Raw genomic sequence first — 18,467 nt, 5'->3', positions numbered from 1 at the left:
AACGCAAACACCAGGATTGACGACGAAATCTCAGTAGACGTTGCTCCGATCCCGCAAGCCGATCGCCGTCATCACGACGATCCTGAGATCAAGCCACAACGACCAGTTGTTGATGTACCAAATATCATGCCGCACGCGGTCAGCCATCCTGTCGACGGTCGGCGTCTCGCCCCTGTGCCCATTGATCTGCGCCCAGCCCGTCAGGCCCGGCTTCACATGCCGGCGAGAAGCGTATTGGGCGATCAGTGTTCCATAGAGATCGTCATGGGCCAACGCATGTGGACGCGGGCCGACCACGGACATCTCGCCGCGCAAAACGTTCCAGAACTGCGGTAGCTCGTCGATGCTAGTCGAGCGTATGAAGGCACCGACACGGGTTACGCGCGCATCGTTGCGTGTCGCCTGGCGGATAACGCCGGAATCTTCCATCACGCTCATGCTGCGGAACTTCAGAATCCGGAACGGCTTACCGTTGTGTCCTTTGCGGCACTGCATGAAGAAGACAGGGCCACGACTATCTAACTTGATCGCCATCGCCACCAGCAAGCACAGCGGAAGGGTAACGATCATCGCGCCCATGGAAAAGGCAATATCGAACAGTCGCTTCACGATACGCTCGACCAAGCCAAGCGGAGGCCGGTGGATCTGAAATGCGCGGCTCTCGCCGATATCCTGAGCGAAACCCTGGGCGATATCGCCGACCAGGCCCGAAAACATGACGCTGACAGGAACGCAGAACTCACGCAATGCCGACAGGCACTCTTCTAGAACGGCGGCATTGGCATAATCGCCCCAGACGATCAGGACCTCATCGACCTCGGCTATGCCATTCTTCTGAAGTCGCTCTTGTAGCAGGCTTGGAGCCTCGTCGGCAGCGCGAAGGTGCATAGTATGCTTGATGGATAGCCCGCCCAGCGCAGCCTTGTGGATGAAAGGATCAACCGGCGTCGAGTCTGGGCATATTAGTAAGACGCGCCGGGTCGGGAAAGATGCATGGGCAACCGCGCGGTTCAGGTAGGAATACCAAGCGAGCCTCAGGGTCGTCAGCGTGCCAAAAGATAGAACGGCGGCCGATAGGATGGCGCCGCGCGACACCGTTGTTCCAATCTTGAGGAAGAAAACAATCGCAAGAAGAAACGCAACGACCGCTGGTAAGAACGTGCAGATAATAGCCATCTGCCGGCGAAACGACAACAGCCCGGCAGGACGGTAAGCATGAGCGCCGCCCATAGCCAAGACGAAAACCGTGGCGACAAGCAGGCCGATGCCCGCAAATCGCGACAAGTCGCCATCCATCCCCAAGAATACTTGCTCGTACAACATGTACCCACCGGCGCTTGCAAAGAATAGCGCCGCGAAATCAAGAACAGCCGCGACATAGGTCGTCGCGACGGCATTGAAGCTGAACCACAGTCGATCATTTCTGGCTGAAAGCCGCGCGTTCCAGCTGTGTTCCACTGGCATGGTCATAACGTTTATCCTCAACCCGCCAGTCTAGTTAACACAAGATTAATACGCCCAACAATTCGCCCAGCAATACTCCTTATTTAGTATTTCGCAGCCAGAGTATGTTTTTCTCCGATGTTTCGTCGAACATACTACTTAGCGTGGGAGTAACTCTCGAAAACACAAACCAAGAGTAGGCGATTTATACGCCAACAAATTTCGACCGTACTGGTAGTATATGTCTGATGTGGCATGGACCCTGAGCGGGAGGACGCGTAATCGAGCCAACGATTGGCTAGCGACAAGCCACGCCACGAACGGCCTTACAACCTCGGGCCAGACAGCGATGCTTACAATGAAAGGCAGGCCGTTCATGCGCTGTAAGCGCGCCCAGTGTCGGGACCGACCTGCATTGCTCATTTAGTATTAATACTTCAAACTTATACTTCAGATTTATTCGAAACTAGGGTTGAGACGGCCCATTCCACTGCGCCATCACTCTTCGAACTGATCGTCGTCATCGTCATCAGAACCAAATGACCGGGCCTGCATTTCGGCAAAACTATGCTGATAGGCACGTGACTTTATCTCGTTGCTGATCAGAACGATCCAGTTATGCGCACGGCCGCTGCCGGATCCATTTTCGGGCATGACAAGAGCCATGCAGGTCATCACGCGCGGTCCGGTCTCCCGATAGGGCTGCATGCTCCAAGCGAAGGGCTCATCCCGCTGTTGGCGCTTGCGAAATGTAACGCTGCGCTTGCGTGCGCTCTTCCACGCCATCGTCATCGACCTCGGTTATCGATGCCACAAACGCAGAACTGCCGCCTTCCCCCATCGGGCGCCTGATGGATCGATCGAAAAGCAACCGGCGCTGTAGGCAGCAGCCGGTATGCGATCGTGGCTTTCCGACCCGGGATTGCGTGTCTCGCGCCAACGCGCATGATCTCCCTAAGTTCATCTGTCATCAGCGTGCGCCTCAAATGTCATCTCACTCATGTCGCGATGAAGAGCGGCTTGCGCGCTCGGATATCGTCCCGCCGCGTGGCGGCAGCACCCCGCGAAGAAGCACGCGATCGGTGAGATTTTCTCAGAATGGAATGTCGCCGACGAGCAACTCCATCCGCCGATCCGCTGCTGAGTAGCGGCAGCGCGAGCTCAACTGTAACGTGAGCGGAGGCAGACGCGATGACGAAGGGGCTATCGGAGCGTGAGCGATAACGTTTTTCGTCTGATCCCCCATCGAGAGAGGTGGCGATTCTCATTGTCTTTCGCATATCTCCCCCCGGAAAGCACGCAAACAACACCTCCGAAAAAGATTTTTCCGGACACAATACTTAGACTCTAAGGAAGCCGCACTCGACGATATTGCTCTCGTTCACTTTATTATTAACTTGGTACGATGCTAAGCGCAAAAATTCACCGATGCAATAGTCAAAATTCATTACGGAAACAGTGAAGACTGACGCAAGCGGCAACGGCAATATCGCTAGCACAAGCGCAAATATCAGGGGTAGGTATATTTGTATTGTCGCATCATCACTTTTGATATACAGGCAAATACAATGAAATTACTTTGAATAAAGAATTCCGTAAGCATATCAACCGGAAGTGTTCTTGAAGCTGTTCTATCGGCTCGCATAGGGCGACGGGTGGTGACGGTTCTCTGTGAGAACTGATCAGGCAATTAGACGCCGACCAGCAAACCGCACAGCGCTTCCGCCACAAGCGTAAACTGGGGTAACCAGTAACGACCGCGCCGATAACGAGGTTGACCGTCGAGATCTCAGACCAGATGAATAGCAAGTCGAAGTGTCCAGACGAGGCCGCTGCATTGACACTGCAAACGATGACGAGAAGGAAGCCGGTCGCCATCATCTGATCGTAGGCGCTATTGGCGCGACTGACGGACGAACAAGCACTGTGCTTCACGCCCTGCATAAGCCAGCCAACACCATGATGACTGTCGGCACAAGGCTAGGCGAGTTGTCAGGATCGGTGGCGATAATGACGCCGGCAAAGCCCGTGAAGCTGCACGGGGAACAAAGACCGGTATTCTCTTCGGCAAACGCTCAAGGTACGGGCGCGCTCCACGCGACCTGTGCACGCGAGGTTGCCTAGACGCGCGATATTGCATAGGAGGCACAGTCGTAGTGTATCAATGAACAGCATTGAACTTTGGCGGAGAGAACACGTGACCGACAAGAGCACATCAATTCCCTATGCTCTGCTTTCATGGATACTGTGGCCAGCGCTGTTTTCAGCGGGACTGGTCGGAGCCGGTTTCGCCTTTCGGAGCACAGCGCCGCTGCTGTGGTTCAACGCGGTCTATCTGGCGATCGTCTGCTTGATCGCCCTCTTCGAGCGCGTGATTCCTTTCGAAAAGGAATGGTTGCAGCGGGACGGCCAGACATTTAATGACGTCGCGCACACGCTGCTGAGCAAGGGCGGCGTTCAGCTGGCCGCCGCGCTGGGTGCGACCGCGCCGATGGCTGTCGCGACCGTCGCCCATCCTTTGTTCATGAGCTTACCCGATGTGTGGCCCGGCAGCTTGCCGCTGGCTCTTCAGGTGGTTCTTGGATTGGCGATCGCCGAGCTCGGACTATACGTGGCCCACCGCGCAGCGCACGAGATCCTGTCGCTATGGCGCTTTCATGCCCTTCATCACAGTGTCGAGCGACTGTGGGTCGTGAATACCGGCCGGTTCCATTTCATGGACTCGCTGTTCAAGATCGCACTCAGCCAGCTTCCGCTCTATCTCCTGGGCGCGCCGCTGCCGGTGTTTTTATGGATTGGCGCCGTGACGGCCTTCATCGGCCTTCTCACCCACTGCAATATCGACGTGCGGACGGGCCCGCTCGACCTGGTCTTCAGTACGCCGGGCCTGCATCGCTGGCATCACTCGCGCGTATTGGCAGAGGGCAATACGAACTACGGCGAGAACCTGGTTTTGTGGGATCAACTGTTCGGCACCTATTTCAATCCCGACCGTCGCCCGCCAACGGATATCGGCATCAGCGGTCGTGTCGCCGACAACTTTATTGGCCAGCTGTTCCAGCCCTTTTCGAAGAAGGGCTACCGACAAATTCTTGGCCGCCGGGTACACCCCGACGGCCAAGAGATAAGAACAGGTGATGAAGGATCGCGGAACCCGTCAGGCGCCATCAGCGAGAACGATCCGCTCAGCACGGATGGCACCGCCTAGCCTGGCTTAGTCCGCCGATGCGTTCCAGCGCGAGTCGGACTGGAACAGATCGTTCAGCTTGTAGGCGACCTCAGTACGGTTGGTTGCCTTCAGCTTCTTCATGATGTTGCGAATGTGAACTTTGACGGTGCTTTCGCGCAGATTTAGTTCATAGGCGATGATTTTGTTCGCCTTGCCCTTGCGCAACGCCTGGACGACTTCGGCCTGGCGCAGCGTGAACATGCGTGACAGCTCTTTCTGGCGCGGCGCGTTGTCGACAGGAGCCGACGACGTGAAGGTCTTGCCCGCGACGATGAAGGTGCCGCCGGCGACGGCGAGCCCAATGGCTTCCACACAGACTTCGATACCCACAGAGGTGGGAATGAAGCCACGAGCACCGTGCTCGATCGCCCGGAGCGTCTGGTTGAGATCGTCGCCATCCGCAAGGATAACCAACGGCGCCGGTGCGAGTTCGGTTGCGATGCTGGCGATCTCTTCATAAAGAGCGCCATCGCTCGACGCACGGCCGGTGATGTTCAGCAGGACCGCCTTGACGCGCTGCGTTGCATCTTTCTTTCGCCGCCATTCCGCCACCGAGCCCACCGCGCAGGCCTTCATGCCAAGACCGTTCTGCGTCAACGTCGTCGCGAGGCATTCGCGCTCGAGTGTTCTGCCGTCGATAATCAGCAAGCACCGGTCCTCGCCGATAACCTTTACTTCGCCCAGTTCGCTGAGAGCTCTGGGTGCCACGGCAACGGCCTGAAGTCTGTTGACAGGCGTGCGTCCGCTTTCAAATTCCGAAGGTACGTAATTCATACTAGCCTCATACTCAATAGTGTTAGAGGTGACCATTCGCAACGAAATGCAATACTCGGGGGACATCGGCGTGTATTAAGTCAGTAAAGTAGTTTATCCGTTTTGGATCACTTATCGCGTGTGGTTTCTACTTTATTAAGAACCTACATACATCAGTAGTGACAATCAATACAAAATATTTCGTCAGCGTTAGATTAAAAATGCGCAGTATATAAATTTGTACCGCCAAAAGATGAAAACAGGAATTATTTTTTACTCCGAAGCAAAAACCTCAACCAAGAAGCGTACGGCATTTATTCTTTAGAAATACCGTTTCTTAACGATAATAATCGTTTGTGTTTTCGCCTCAGGGTATAGTGCCAAAGTCCGTACTGTTCTGACATAGACGAAGCAACATCATCCCTAGTAAATACTGTAGCAACTCCTCTGTAACGGGATCACGAAACTAAGCTAATCCAATTGGTTAATCCCTCGTTTACCCTTGAGGCGCGGATGTCAGGGCGATCTTCGACGATATTGGGCGCTGTGGATAACATTACGCCTCGCCGCGCGCCGATCATCGGACGCGCAGACACACGGCCGGGCAATTGCGCGGCTCGAACGCCTAAGTCTCGCGGTTTTTTTACTGTCGGCCTCTGAAGCGACGCTGATAGGTCGCATCATAAAGAGAGCTTTCGCGAAAATCGGTCGATGACAAGGATGGGCCGACAAAGATGATCGCCGTCCGCTCGATCGGCTGCGCGGCCACCTTGGCCTCGATATCGCCGAGCGTCCCGCGCACGATCCGCTCATCCTGCCAGCTCGCCTTTACGACGATGGCGACGGGGCATTCGGCCCCGTAGAGCGGCGAAAGATCGCTGACAACCCGGTCCAAAGCATGAATGGCGAGGTGGATGGCAAGCGTAGCGCCTGTGGCGCCAAACCGCGTCAGGGTCTCGCCATCAGGCATCGGCGACGCCCTCCCCGATACGCGGGTCAGAACCAGGCTCTGCGCGACCTCGGGGATGGTGAGTTCGCGCCCGAGCGCGGCCGCCGCTGCGGCAAAGGACGGCACGCCTGGTGTCATCGTGTAGGCAATGCCATGCTTCTCAAGGCGGCGGACCTGTTCGGCGACTGCACTCCAGACCGAGAGGTCGCCCGAATGCAGGCGCGCAACATCCTCGCCAGCATTGGCGGCACGCAGATATTCGGCCTCAATCTCATCGAGCGACATGGGGGCGGTATCGACGATCCGCGCTCCCGGCGGGCAATAGGCGAGAAGATCTGGCGAAACGATCGAACCCGCATAGAGGCAAACGCGGCATTTTCCGATGAGGTCGCGGCCGCGCACGGTGATGAGATCCGCGGCACCCGGGCCAGCGCCGATGAAATGAACGGTCATATCCTTGTCCTCAATTCTTGACCCAGTGCCACTGCGTGACGGGCATTGCCGGGCGCCAGCCCGTCATCGCGCCGATCGCACCGGCGCGGGAAATATCGATGCGGGTCAACGACCCGCCTAGGCTGGCGCGCAAAGCCAGCAATTTCGCATCCATCTCGAGCGTCACGGCATTGGCGACCAGTCGGCCGCCGCTTTTCAGCGTCGCGATCGCCTCCTCCATTACCCCATCCTCGCTTCCCCCGCCACCGACGAAGACGACGTCGGGTTCGGGCAGCGACTGCAACGCCTGTGGTGCTGCGCCTTGCACGACCGCAAGCCCCGGCACGCCAAAGGCGGCCGCATTGCGCGCAATGCGCTGCGCCCGCTCGCTAGATTGCTCGATGGCAATGGCCCGAAGCGACGGGTCACACAGCATCCACTCGATGCCGATCGAGCCGGAGCCGGCGCCGATATCCCACAGCAGTTCGCCATGGCGAGGCGCCAGCGTCGACAGCGTCAATGCCCGGATCTCGCGCTTGGTAATCTGGCCATCATGCTCGAAGAGCGCATCGTCGAGGCCGGGCGCAAAGGCCAACACGCGCGCACCCTTGCCGGCCACGATATCGATGGCGCAGACGTTCAGCGGATCGATGTCCTTAATGTCAAATGCATCGGCTTGGCAGGTCCTGACGCGTTCACGCGCGCCGCCAAGCGCTTCCAGCACATGCAGCCGCGACCGGCCAAAACCATTGGCCACGAGCAAAGCCGCGAGCTGCGTCGGCGTCTCCTGATCCGAGGTCAGCGCGATGATGCGCCGGCCGTGATGCAGATGAGGACGTATGAGATCGAGCGAACGCCCATGCAGCGAAACGCTAGAAACTTCCTGCAATGGCCAACCCAACCGCGAAGCAGCAAGGCTGAAGGATGACGGCGCCGGTATCGTACGCATCTCCGTGGCATCAACGCTCCGCGACAGTGTGGCGCCGACACCATAGAGAAACGGATCACCCGAGGCGAGCACGACGACAGGCGAGCCACGTCGCGCGATGATCGCAGCCACCGAACGCTCGAACGGGCTTTCCCACGTAAGGCATTCGCCCTGAATGAGACCGGCCACCAGCGCTTGATGGCGAGCGCCGCCGAAGACGACGGAGGCAGCGGCGATCAGCCGCTTGGCTTCATCGCCGAGCCCTGCTGGACCATCCTCGCCGATGCCGATAATAGTCAGCCAAGGTTGGCCGGGAGCGGAAGACATATCAGCCATGAGCAAAATCCGCATTCTGATGCTTGGCGGCACGACCGAGGCAAGCGCGCTCGCCAAGGCTTTTGCCGCTCAACCGCGCTACGATGCCCTGCTGTCTCTCGCTGGCAGGACCGAAAAACCCGCTCCGCAGTCCCTGCCCACCCGCGTCGGCGGATTTGGCGGCGCGGAGGGGCTCGCGAGCTTTCTGCGTGACGAAAAATTCGACCTGCTGATCGATGCCACGCATCCCTTTGCCGCGCGCATCTCGCAAAACGCCGCGGAAGCTGCCGCAATAAGCGGTCTTCCAGCCTTCTGCCTTCGTCGCGCGCCCTGGCAGGCCGAGGCGGGCGACCGCTGGCGGCATGCCGCGAGTGTCCAGGACGCGATCGCGCAAATCGGCAGTGCGCCGCGCCGCGCGTTTCTCGCCATCGGTCGTCAGGAAGCGCATAGGGCGGATGCCGCCCCGCAGCACCACTATCTTATCCGAAGCGTCGACCCGGTCGATCTGCAACCCCAGCTTCCCCATGCACATTATCTTCTCGATCGCGGACCCTTCGATGTCGAACGCGAGGTCGCGCTGCTGCGGGAGCACCGCATCGATGTCGTCATCACCAAGAACAGCGGCGGCTCGGCCACCTATGCCAAGATCGCCGCGGCGCGCGCGCTCGGTATCGAGGTGATCATGATCGGCCGCGCAGAAGCGCCCGCCATCTCCACGGTCGCCACTGTCGACGAGGCCTTGTCGATGATCAATCACCTGCTGCCCCCGGGCTGAAGCGAGGGGTATAGATGAGATCAGCCCGGCCCTTGCGTTCGATGATCTTCGTCTCCGCCGACCCAATGATCACGCATGTCGCCATATCGGCCGTCGCGGCATCCGCGACATCGAGCGGCTGAACGGAAATACGCTCATCGGGCCGTCCAGCGGCGCGGCCGAAGATAACTGGTGTCGAGCGGGGCAGCTTTTCGCGCAGCAATTCGAACGCCTTGCCGAGCTGCCAGGGGCGCGCCTTGCTGATCGGATTATAAAGCGCGATCACAAAGCCGCCTTCGGCTGCTGCGGTCAGACGCTTTTCGATCGTCGCCCAGGGCTTCAGATTATCGGAGAGCGAGATCGCGCAAAAATCATGGCCAAGCGGGGCGCCGACACGGGCGGCGACTGCCAGCATAGCGGTGATACCCGGGAGGATAACGAGATCGACATCCCGCCACGCGTCTGGACCATTGTCGACCGCCTCGCAGACCGCAGCCGCCATGGCGAATACGCCAGGATCGCCACCAGAGACAACGCAGACGACCGCGCCCTCGGACGCGGCCCGCAACGCGGCGCTCGCGCGATCCAGTTCCTCGCGATTGTCCGAGGCTTGACGCGTCTGGTCGGCCCGCAAATTCAGGCGATCGAGATAGGGGCCGTAGCCGAAAAAGACCGTGGCCTTCGAAACGGCTGCATGCGCCTCCGGCGTCATTTGATCTGGATTCCCCGGACCGGTGCCAATAACGAAAAGCTGCCCGCTCATCGGTTGCTCTCCCATCCGGGAACGAGGACCAACGAAAAGTAAGGCGCATCGCCTTCCGGCCGGTCGGCGAGCTTGACTATTGCCGCGTTGGCCATGGTGCCGCGCTCGACGTAGACCGCTTCGGCAAGCCTTCCCGATGCCTGCAGCGCGCGGCGGATCTTTGGTAGGTTGCGCCCCACCTTCATGATTACCGCGGCTTGCGTATCGGATAGACGGCGCTCGAGCTCCTGCTCGGCCATCGTCCCGGGCAGAACCGACAATACGTCGTCGCCCTGCACGATCGGGATGCCGGCGAGAGACCAACAGCCGGACATCGCACTGATGCCGGGGATGACCTCGGTAGGATAGCGGTTGGCGAGGCGTACATGCAGGTGCATGTAGGAGCCATAAAACAGCGGATCGCCCTCGCTGAGGACGGCCACGGTTCGGCCAGCGTCGAGATGCGCGGCGACAGCCGCCGCCGACTCCTCGTAGAAATCGGTGATCTGTCGCCGGTATTCGGTTTCGTTCTTTTCGATCTCGGTGGTCACCGGATAGTAGAGCGGCAGCATAACCGCGTCCTGCCCGATCAGGTGCTCGACGATCGCCCTGCCGTTGCCGCTTCTGCCGCGCTTGGCGAAATAGGCAATCACATCGGCCGCTTCGATTGCCTTGACGGCCTTGACGGTGAGCAGTTCCGGATCGCCGGGACCAGTGCCAACGCCGATTAGACGACCGGCGCAGCTCATAGACCAGGCCTCGCCAAGGCGTTGACGGCCGCTGCCGTCATGGCGCTGCCACCAAGCCGTCCGCGCACGATCGCATAGGGAACGCCGTAGGAATTCTCAGCCAAGGCATCCTTGGATTCCGCCGCACCAACGAAGCCGACAGGCATGCCGATGATCGCCGCCGGCTTCGGCGCGCCATCGCGCATGAACTCAAGCAAGTGGAAGAGCGCAGTCGGCGCATTGCCGATGGCAACGACACTGCCGGCAAGACGATCCTTCCAGAGATGAAGGGCGGCGGCCGAACGTGTGTTTCCCGTTTCCTTCGCCAATTCTGCGGTGCGCGGATCGTGCAAGGTGCAGAGGACATCGTTCTTTGCGGGAAGCCTGGTGCGGGTCACGCCGTGCGCCACCATTTCGGCGTCGCAGAAGATCGGCGCGCCGGCATGGAGCGCCGCGCGCGCGGCGCTGACGAAATGCGGCGCGAACACGAAATGCTCGGCGGCTTCAACCAATCCACAGGCATGGATCATGCGCACGGCAACGTCGGCCTCCTCGGCGGAGAACCGCGACAAATCGGCCTCGCTGCGGATAATCGCGAACGACCGTTCATAGATGGCGTCACCGCTGTGGATGTAATCGTAGTCTGGCATTCCTAGTCCTGTCGCAGTGCTCGCGTAATCGTGGCCGTCCCCACCCTGTCGAGACAGGCCCTAGCAGATTCGCCAGCTTGTCTTTCACTTTTGATGAGACGGGAAAGCCTCTCTATAGCGGAATTGATGTCACTACCAGCAATCTGTGCATCAGGCGCATCCGACGCTAGGCCATCGAGGACAAGATGGTAGCCGTCTGCGGCTCCCGAGATGGTCAGAGCACGGCGTGGGTGGGCGCAGCCCTTGGCGCAGCCGGACAAATGCAGGTCGAGCGAGCCATCCAACGCCTCCGGACACCGCTCGATCAGCGTCTCCGCTAATGCCTTGGTGGCGTAGAAGCTCGACGCGCAAGCGCCTGCACCGGCACAAGTGGCGATGCGCGATGAGAGATCGTCGCTATCGGCGGATAGACCGAAGCGCTTCGCCGATAGCCGCACTGCCGCCGCGCTCTCTTTGTTCAATCCTGTTATGAAAAGGCCGCGATCGGGCGCCGGTCGGATGTTCGTCACATCATGGCTTTCGACGAACGTCAGAAACGCCAGAAGGTCGTTCGCGTGTATTTGCCCGAAACGCGGCTTGAGACCGATCACCGCCGTACAGTTTTCCATTGCAGGGATGCCAACCGATGGCGTCTCGCCCGCGCGCGGATGGCGCGAAATGGCGTGCATATCCGGGAAGACAGATACCAATCGCTCCGGATCGATATCGCGGCAACGTTTCTGCCAGCCGATCGAAAGCAGCAGCTTGAGGACATCACCGACCGCCTCGATCGCTTCATCGGCAGTGCCGACGGCAACCGGACGAGCGCTGGCACCATACCCAGCAATGGCGACCAGCCACTCTTCCGCCGAAAGGGCCAACAGCCTGACATCCGCCGTGACATCAGCCAAATCAAAGCGCCCACCGCCATCGACGATGATCGACAGCTTCGGCGCAAGCCCCGGCGACTGCAGATATTCGGCGAGCCGATCCCGCAGCAGCAATTCCATCGCGGCAGCATCCGCGACGTCACCGAATTCAGCACCATTCAGCGGCGGCAACTCGATCACGGGATTGGGCGACACGATGATGCCGGCCGCATACACCGCTTCGGCGAACGGCTCGACCGTCTCCGGCCGAAGTCCTCTGATCTGGAGGCTGCCCCGCGCCGTGATCTCGAGCAAACCGTTACCATGCAGCAAGGCGGCTTGTGCCAGTTGCGCGCACTGATGAACCGTCAGGACGCCACCCTGCGGACGCAGGCGAGCGAGCAGGCCATCGCCCGTCGGCATCGGCCGCGCGAGAGTCGGACAGGCACCGCGCCGCGCATAGGCTTGCGCGGCTTCGCCTGCAATGTCCGTCTTGATGCGCTCGTCGAGTGCCATCTCGTCATTTCCTTCCGCCCGGCGCCTGCATGATCGCGACGCACGGGGCAAAGCCATTGCCAGTGTCACAGATCGTCGAAATCGCGACCCTTGCGCAGCAGGTAGATATCCATGATCCACCCGTGTCGCGCCCGCGCTTCGGCGCGCAACTTCACGATATCCGCGGCGACATCGCCAAGCCGTCCCGAACGCACGATCTCATCGTCCGTACCGAGATAGGCGCCCCAGAAGATCTCGGCATCCGGATCCTCGATCTTGGAGAAGGCCTGCTCTCCATCTAGCATGACCACGGTGCTATTCGCCCGGTTCCCATGCTCGACAAGCCGGCGCCCCGTCGTGATCTCGACCGGCTTTCCTACCATGTTAATCGGAATGCGGTGGCTTGCCGCCAGCGCCTGGATGCTGGTGATCCCCGGGATGACGCTGAAGTCGAAATCAACGGTCCCGAGTTCCCTTGCCCGCTCGATAATGCGGATCACGCTATCATAAAGGCTCGGATCGCCCCAGACGAGAAAGGCGCCAGCGCCGCCGTCGGGGAGATCGTTGATCAGGCGCACAAAAATCTGCGCCAGTGCCGCATGCCAGTCATCGACGCTTTCGACATAGCTGCGGTCTGCCGTCTTGCGGTGCGGAATCGCGAACTCGACAATCCGGGTCTTCGGATTGGCGACGAAGCGCTCGCAAATCTCGCGGCGAACGGAAGCAAGCTTCTCCTTCTCCTCGCCTTTCGTCGGCAGGAAGATCATGTCGGCGGCGTTCATCTTGCCGATGGCCTGGATGGTGACGTGTTCGGGATTTCCCGTTCCGATACCGATGACATAAATGTGGCGCACGCCGGCTCTCCCGATCAATTCTCCCTGCTTTTGACGCACATGGTTCGGCGCTGCAAGGGCATGGATCAAATGGCCAAGTCCAACAGGCGGCAACGCCCGCCGATGTGCCCAACAGCACCCGTGCGCAAAACAGAAAAGCGGCCGGACTTGCGCCCGGCCGCTTCCCTATGGTGAACACCCAATCCACGATCCTGTCACAGAGTGCGGATCGGGCGTTCTGGCGCTTCCTTTGCCCCCAGAAGCGCCATAACTCGACTATTCGCGCTCGCCCGTGAAGTTGAGCAGCAACTGGAAGATGTTCACGAAGTTCAGGTAGAGCGACAGAGCGCCGAAGACGGCAAGCTTCTGGTTCGATTCCTGATCGTAATTCTCCGAATACTGCTCCTTGATGTTCTGCGTGTCGTAGGCGGTCAGGCCGACGAAGACAACGATACCGATGACCGAGATCGCAAACTGCAGAGCGCTCGATCCAAGGAAGATGTTGACCACGCTGGCGATCACCACGCCGATCAGACCCATCATCAGGAACGAGCCCATGCGGGACAGGTCACGCTTGGTCACATAGCCATAGAGGCTGGTCGAGCCGAACATCGTGGCGGCGATGAAGAAGGTGCGTGCGATGCTGGTGCCGGTGAAGACCAGGAACACCGAAGCCATCGACAGGCCCATGACGGCACAAAAGGCCCAGAAAGTCATCTGCGCGGCGCTTGCCGACATCGTCTGGATCTTGAACGAGAAGAAGAAGACGAAGGCGAGCGGCGCCAGCATGACCACCCACTTGAGCGGCGACTGGAAGATCGGCACATAAAGCGCCGGCGTCGAGCCAACGATGAACGCGACGATGCCGGTGATGACAAGACCGATGCCCATGTAGTTGTAGACGCGCAGCATGTGCTGGCGAAGACCCTCGTCGAACATGGCTTGCGAGCCAACGGCCGCACCGTAACGCTGCTGATTGATTGGGTTCATTGAGATCTCCTCGAGTGAACTAGTAAAGGGTACGGGCAAGCCCATCGGCTGCCTGATCCAGTGAGATGGAGCGATCCGCGGTCACCAGCGCATAGGCGACGTCACCGATCTGCCAATAGGCTGCCTCGGCGCCATCGAGCGCGATATGGTTGACCGACTGAACGGAGAAAACGCCCGGACGAACGGCAAACAGCGACAGCTGCTTCTTGTCGGCCGTGATCGACATTTCGACGCTCGGGCCGAATTCGGACGGGAATATCTGTACGTCCGAGATCGTCCAGCCACCCGGAAGCTGCGGCATGACGATGCCGGTTGCAGCGCGAATTTCATCCGGCTTATAGCCTTCCGCCGGCTGCGACGAGACGGACTGGCGCACCAGGGCTGTCTTGTAGGCCTGAACGGCGTCCTCGACATAGGCGGGCGCCGGGACGGATGCAGCCACTTCAGTTGCGGTAAAGGCACCGAACGAGGTGTGCGCTACCCAGCCGGCCGCCACCATGACGCCGACGGCAGCAACGCGCTGCATGGCGTGGAAGATACGACCGTAAGCAAGTCCGCGCTCGAGACGGCGCGCAAGATCGCGCGTTTCCGCCCGGCCCGAGGCGCCTTCATGAGCGAGCGCCAGGCGCAGTTCGCCGCGCATACTCAGATCGGCCATGACCTTCGCGGCCGTTTCGGGATTCTCGGAAAGATAGGATTCCACCTGGATGCGGCGGGTCACATCGAGTTCGCCATCGACATAGGCATCGAGATCGGCGTCGATAATGGGATCAACTGCTTTCATTTCCGCCTCCTTCGATTAACCTCAAATGTGGTGCACGCGGTGTCGCTTCCTCGATTTCGCGCAGGTGGGCGCGGGCGCGCGAAATGCGCGACATCAATGTACCAATCGGAACGCCGAGCGCTGCAGCAGCTTCCTGATAGGAGAGGTCTTCAATCGCCACGAGATGGAGGGCCTCGCGCTGCTCTTCCGGCAAACGGAAGAATGCATTGCGCACCTGCTGCAGACGCACGGCATGTTCCTGCGCGGCTGGCAAGGACTGCTCGGCCTCTACGGCGGCCTCATCGTGCCGTCGTGTCAGCGATCGCCCCTGTCGGACGCGGTCGATGTGAGCGTTATGCACAATCGAGAGCAACCACGTACGCAAGTTACCGCCACTGCGGAAGCTCTGCTTCTTCTCGTATGCCCGGACCAAGGCATCATGGACCAGATCTTCGGCGTCATCCGAGTTGCGCACCAGGGAGCGCGCGTAGCGCCGAAGCGCTGCGAGCTGACCGATGACATCGAATGGGCGTTCTTTCCGTTCCATAATTGAGTATACGAAGCCGCGCATTGTTTTATTCCCCGCGGCCGCGATTTTTTCTGCTTTCTCATCGTCCAGCGACCGAAACGGCCAAACTCATGAAGAATATCAAATTAAAATCAATACTTTAAGCATCGCTCGGAGATGCCACAAATGCACGCAAATTGTCAGGCATGCTGCTCGTCCGACAATTCCTCGAGGATGGGACAGTCCGGTCGGTCATTGCCGTGACAGGCGTGGACCAGGTGCTCAAGCGTGTGCCGGAGTTCGCTGAGCTCGCGGATCTTGCGGTCGATCTCGGTGAGCTTGGCCTGGGTCAACTCCTTCACATCGGCGCTGGCCCGGCTCTTGTCTTCGTAAAGCGCCAGCAGCTGCCGGCACTCCTCGACTGAAAAACCGAGCCCTCGCGACTTCTGCAAAAAGCGCAGTTTGTGAACATCGGCAACCGCGTAGTCGCGGTAGCCGTTGTCGTTTCTATCGGGGCGGATGAGGCCGATATCCTCGTAATATCTTATCGTCTTCGATGGCAGGCCGGACCGTGCCGATGCTTCACCGATATTCATCGCAGCCTCCTAAAGCTTGGCGGCGCGCAGCCGCAGCGCATTGCCGATGACCGAAACGGATGACAGGCTCATCGCCGCCGCCGCAATCATCGGCGAAAGCAACAGACCGAAGACGGGATAGAGAACGCCGGCGGCGAGCGGCACGCCGAGCGCGTTGTAGCCGAAGGCGAAGCCGAGGTTCTGGCGAATATTGTGCATCGTCGCCTCGGCCAGACGCCGCGCCCTGACAACGCCGTTGAGATCGCCCTTGACCAGGGTGATGCCGGCGCTCTCCATCGCGACATCGGCCCCCGTGCCCATGGCGATGCCGACATCGGCCGCGGCCAGCGCCGGTGCATCGTTAACGCCGTCGCCGGCCATGGCGACCACCGCCCCCATGGCATGCAGCTCGTCGATCAGCGCCTTCTTGACCTCGGGCAGGATGTCGGCGCGCACATCGTCGATCCCCAGGCTTCTGGCGACCGAGCGCGCCGTGCGCTCATTGTCGCCAGTCGCCATGATAATCTTGAGGCCGCTCGCATGCAGCGCCTTGATCGCGGCGGCCGTTGTCGGCTTGATACGGTCGGCGACAGCCACCAGCCCGGCGAGGCGCTGGTCGACGACGACGAACATCACGGTCTTGCCTTCGTCCCGCAATGATTGCAGCTGCTCCCCATGGGCGGCGACGTCGATGCCGAGATCGGCCATCATCGCTGCGTTGCCAAGCGCCACGGCCGCCTCGCCGATATTCCCGCGCACGCCTTTGCCCGTTGCCGCCTCAAAGCCCGTGATATCGGCCAAGGCGATCCCGCGCTCTTCCGCGCCCGACACGATAGCGGCCGCCAGCGGATGCTCCGATCCTCGCTCCAGGCTGGCGGCGAGTTGCAGCAGTTGGTCTTCTGCCACGTCACCGAGTGCCACAACATTTGTCAGCCGGGGCTTTCCTTCGGTGAGCGTGCCCGTCTTGTCGACGATCAGCGTATCGACCGTCGAAAAACGATCCAGCGCTTCCGCATCCTTGATCAGCACGCCCTCATGGGCGCCGCGACCGGTGCCGATCATGATCGACATTGGTGTGGCAAGACCCAGCGCGCAGGGGCAGGCGATGATTAGGACGGAGACGGCGGCGAGCAGCGCGTGAACCATGCGCGGCTCGGGACCGACGAGAGCCCAGATCGCGAAAGCGGCGATCGCGGCGGCGACAACGGCCGGGACGAAGAAAGCAGAGACGCGATCGACGGCGCCCTGGATCGGCGCGCGCGAGCGCTGTGCCGTGGCGACCATGTCAACGATGCGCGACAGCGTTGTCTCCGCACCGACCTTTTCGGCCGTCATCACCAGCATGCCGTTCTTGTTGATGGTACCGCCCGTCAGCGTATCGCCAACACTCTTTTCGACGGGCATCGGTTCGCCTGTCAGCATGGATACGTCGATCGTCGATTGCCCCTCGCTGACCGTGCCATCGACAGGAACCCGCTCGCCCGGCCGAACGCGCAGGCGATCTCCAACAACGATATCGTCGACCGGCACATCGGCCTCGCTGCCATCGCGGCCAATACGCCGCGCGGTCTTCGGCGCGAGATCGAGCAGTGCGCGAATAGCCGAGCCGGTCCGCTCGCGTGCCTTCAACTCAAGCACCTGCCCGACGAAAACCAGGGCCACGATAACGGCCGCCGCCTCGAAATAAACGGGCACGGCGCCGCCATGTCCACGGAACGTATGCGGAAAGATGCCCGGCGCCAGCGTGGCGGCCAGACTATAGATGTAAGCCGTCCCGACACCGAGGCCAATCAGCGTCCACATATTCGGGCTGCGATTGACGAGCGACGCCCTGGCGCGGCGGAAGAACGGGAGTGCTGCCCAGAGCACCACGGGCGTGGCTAGAACAAGTTCGGCCCAGGTCGCAAGCGGCTCGCCGAGCCAATCGCGCACAGGAAGGCCGATCATCGGCCCCATCGTTATGACAAGCAGCGGAACCGAGAGAATGCCGCTGATCCAGAGACGGCGGGTGAAATCGATCAGCTCGGGATTGGGGCCTTCATCCATGGGCGGGATGCCCATTGGTTCAAGCGCCATGCCGCATTTGGGGCAATCGCCGGGATGATCGCTGATCACCTCGGGATGCATCGGGCAGGTATATTGCGTCCCCTTCGGAGCAGGTTTCGGCTGCGGCTTTCTGCCATTGCGATAATCCGCCGGCGCCGCTTCGAACTTCGTCCTGCAGCCGGCCGAGCAGAAATAGTGCTTCTCGCCCTCATGCCGCAGGAAGTGCTTCGCGGTCGCACGGTCGACGCTCATGCCGCAGACCGGGTCCCTTGCTGTCAGATAATCCTGCGGCGCAGCTTCGAATTTGGTGCGGCAGCCCTCGCAGCAGAATAAATAGCGCCGCCCTTGATGCTCGAACGACGGCTTGCCGGCAGCGGGATCGACCGTCATGCCGCAGACGGGGTCGCGGACCACGACGTCATCCGCCGGATGATGATGGTGGTCGCTGTGGCCGTGGTGATGTGCGTGGGTGTTATCCATGAGTAT

17 protein-coding genes are annotated in these 18,467 nt (G+C 60.2%); 2 read left to right on the top strand and 15 right to left on the bottom strand.

The window, feature by feature from the left end:
- Window positions 1-30: 30 nt before the first annotated feature.
- Window positions 31-1,470 (bottom strand): exopolysaccharide biosynthesis polyprenyl glycosylphosphotransferase, encoded by a 1,440-nt coding sequence (locus tag QTL96_RS12680; RefSeq protein WP_112943570.1) that lies wholly within the window; start codon window positions 1,468-1,470, stop codon window positions 31-33.
- A 471-nt stretch (window positions 1,471-1,941) separates the two neighbouring features.
- On the bottom strand, window positions 1,942-2,229 hold the full coding sequence (locus QTL96_RS12675; RefSeq protein WP_289727880.1) for a hypothetical protein: 288 nt from the start codon (window positions 2,227-2,229) through the stop codon (window positions 1,942-1,944).
- A 1,411-nt stretch (window positions 2,230-3,640) separates the two neighbouring features.
- Between QTL96_RS12675 and QTL96_RS12670 the strand changes: the two genes are divergently transcribed.
- On the top strand, window positions 3,641-4,651 hold the full coding sequence (locus QTL96_RS12670) for a sterol desaturase family protein (RefSeq protein ID WP_113198381.1): 1,011 nt from the start codon (window positions 3,641-3,643) through the stop codon (window positions 4,649-4,651).
- Between the two features lie 6 nt (window positions 4,652-4,657).
- On the opposite strand, the gene QTL96_RS12665 is transcribed toward QTL96_RS12670, so the two are convergent.
- The 3 genes from QTL96_RS12665 to cbiE form a co-directional block, all read right to left on the bottom strand.
- On the bottom strand, window positions 4,658-5,446 hold the full coding sequence (locus tag QTL96_RS12665; protein ID WP_112943566.1) for a response regulator transcription factor: 789 nt from the start codon (window positions 5,444-5,446) through the stop codon (window positions 4,658-4,660).
- 622 nt (window positions 5,447-6,068) lie between these two features.
- Window positions 6,069-6,827, bottom strand: a complete 759-nt coding sequence (gene cobM / locus QTL96_RS12660; protein WP_112943565.1) for a precorrin-4 C(11)-methyltransferase — start codon at window positions 6,825-6,827, stop codon at window positions 6,069-6,071.
- Between the two features lie 10 nt (window positions 6,828-6,837).
- Window positions 6,838-8,070 (bottom strand): precorrin-6y C5,15-methyltransferase (decarboxylating) subunit CbiE, encoded by a 1,233-nt coding sequence (gene cbiE / locus QTL96_RS12655; protein ID WP_289727879.1) that lies wholly within the window; start codon window positions 8,068-8,070, stop codon window positions 6,838-6,840.
- Here cbiE and QTL96_RS12650 point away from each other — a divergent pair.
- The gene (locus QTL96_RS12650; protein ID WP_289727878.1) at window positions 8,069-8,824 is read left to right on the top strand and encodes a cobalt-precorrin-6A reductase; all 756 of its coding nucleotides are present in this window, start codon (window positions 8,069-8,071) and stop codon (window positions 8,822-8,824) included. The two genes, cbiE and QTL96_RS12650, sit on opposite strands and share 2 nt — an antisense overlap.
- Here the strand turns inward: QTL96_RS12650 and QTL96_RS12645 are convergent.
- The 10 genes from QTL96_RS12645 to QTL96_RS12600 form a co-directional block, all read right to left on the bottom strand.
- Window positions 8,799-9,566, bottom strand: coding sequence for a precorrin-3B C(17)-methyltransferase (locus QTL96_RS12645; RefSeq protein ID WP_113198384.1), 768 nt, complete (start codon window positions 9,564-9,566; stop codon window positions 8,799-8,801). The two genes, QTL96_RS12650 and QTL96_RS12645, sit on opposite strands and share 26 nt — an antisense overlap.
- Window positions 9,563-10,294 (bottom strand): precorrin-2 C(20)-methyltransferase, encoded by a 732-nt coding sequence (locus QTL96_RS12640; protein WP_289727877.1) that lies wholly within the window; start codon window positions 10,292-10,294, stop codon window positions 9,563-9,565. The genes QTL96_RS12645 and QTL96_RS12640 overlap by 4 nt, the downstream gene beginning before the upstream one ends.
- Window positions 10,291-10,923 (bottom strand): precorrin-8X methylmutase, encoded by a 633-nt coding sequence (locus QTL96_RS12635; RefSeq protein ID WP_289727876.1) that lies wholly within the window; start codon window positions 10,921-10,923, stop codon window positions 10,291-10,293. Before QTL96_RS12635 ends, QTL96_RS12640 begins: the two co-directional genes overlap by 4 nt.
- Window positions 10,924-10,925: 2 nt before the next feature.
- Window positions 10,926-12,287 (bottom strand): precorrin-3B synthase, encoded by a 1,362-nt coding sequence (gene cobG, locus QTL96_RS12630; RefSeq protein WP_289727875.1) that lies wholly within the window; start codon window positions 12,285-12,287, stop codon window positions 10,926-10,928.
- Between the two features lie 65 nt (window positions 12,288-12,352).
- Window positions 12,353-13,120 carry a precorrin-6A synthase (deacetylating) gene (gene cobF / locus QTL96_RS12625; RefSeq protein WP_112818934.1) on the bottom strand — a complete coding sequence of 256 codons (768 nt, stop codon included), beginning with the start codon at window positions 13,118-13,120 and terminating at the stop codon, window positions 12,353-12,355.
- A gap of 255 nt (window positions 13,121-13,375) precedes the next feature.
- Window positions 13,376-14,089: a Bax inhibitor-1/YccA family protein gene (locus QTL96_RS12620; RefSeq protein WP_018896506.1), complete on the bottom strand. Its 714-nt coding sequence runs from the start codon at window positions 14,087-14,089 to the stop codon at window positions 13,376-13,378.
- Between the two features lie 19 nt (window positions 14,090-14,108).
- A complete protein-coding gene (locus QTL96_RS12615; protein ID WP_112818763.1) occupies window positions 14,109-14,873 on the bottom strand; it encodes an anti-sigma factor in 765 nt (254 codons plus the stop codon).
- Window positions 14,860-15,399: a sigma-70 family RNA polymerase sigma factor gene (locus QTL96_RS12610; RefSeq protein ID WP_018896508.1), complete on the bottom strand. Its 540-nt coding sequence runs from the start codon at window positions 15,397-15,399 to the stop codon at window positions 14,860-14,862. The genes QTL96_RS12615 and QTL96_RS12610 overlap by 14 nt, the downstream gene beginning before the upstream one ends.
- Before the next feature lie 161 nt (window positions 15,400-15,560).
- On the bottom strand, window positions 15,561-15,956 hold the full coding sequence (gene cueR, locus QTL96_RS12605) for a Cu(I)-responsive transcriptional regulator (RefSeq protein WP_018896509.1): 396 nt from the start codon (window positions 15,954-15,956) through the stop codon (window positions 15,561-15,563).
- A gap of 9 nt (window positions 15,957-15,965) precedes the next feature.
- Window positions 15,966-18,461: a heavy metal translocating P-type ATPase gene (locus tag QTL96_RS12600; RefSeq protein ID WP_289727874.1), complete on the bottom strand. Its 2,496-nt coding sequence runs from the start codon at window positions 18,459-18,461 to the stop codon at window positions 15,966-15,968.
- Window positions 18,462-18,467: the final 6 nt, after the last annotated feature.

The organism is Rhizobium sp. S163 (assembly GCF_030380805.1).
In the GTDB taxonomy this organism is placed as follows: Bacteria; Pseudomonadota; Alphaproteobacteria; order Rhizobiales; family Rhizobiaceae; genus Rhizobium.
This window is presented reverse-complemented; position numbering and strand designations above follow the sequence as displayed.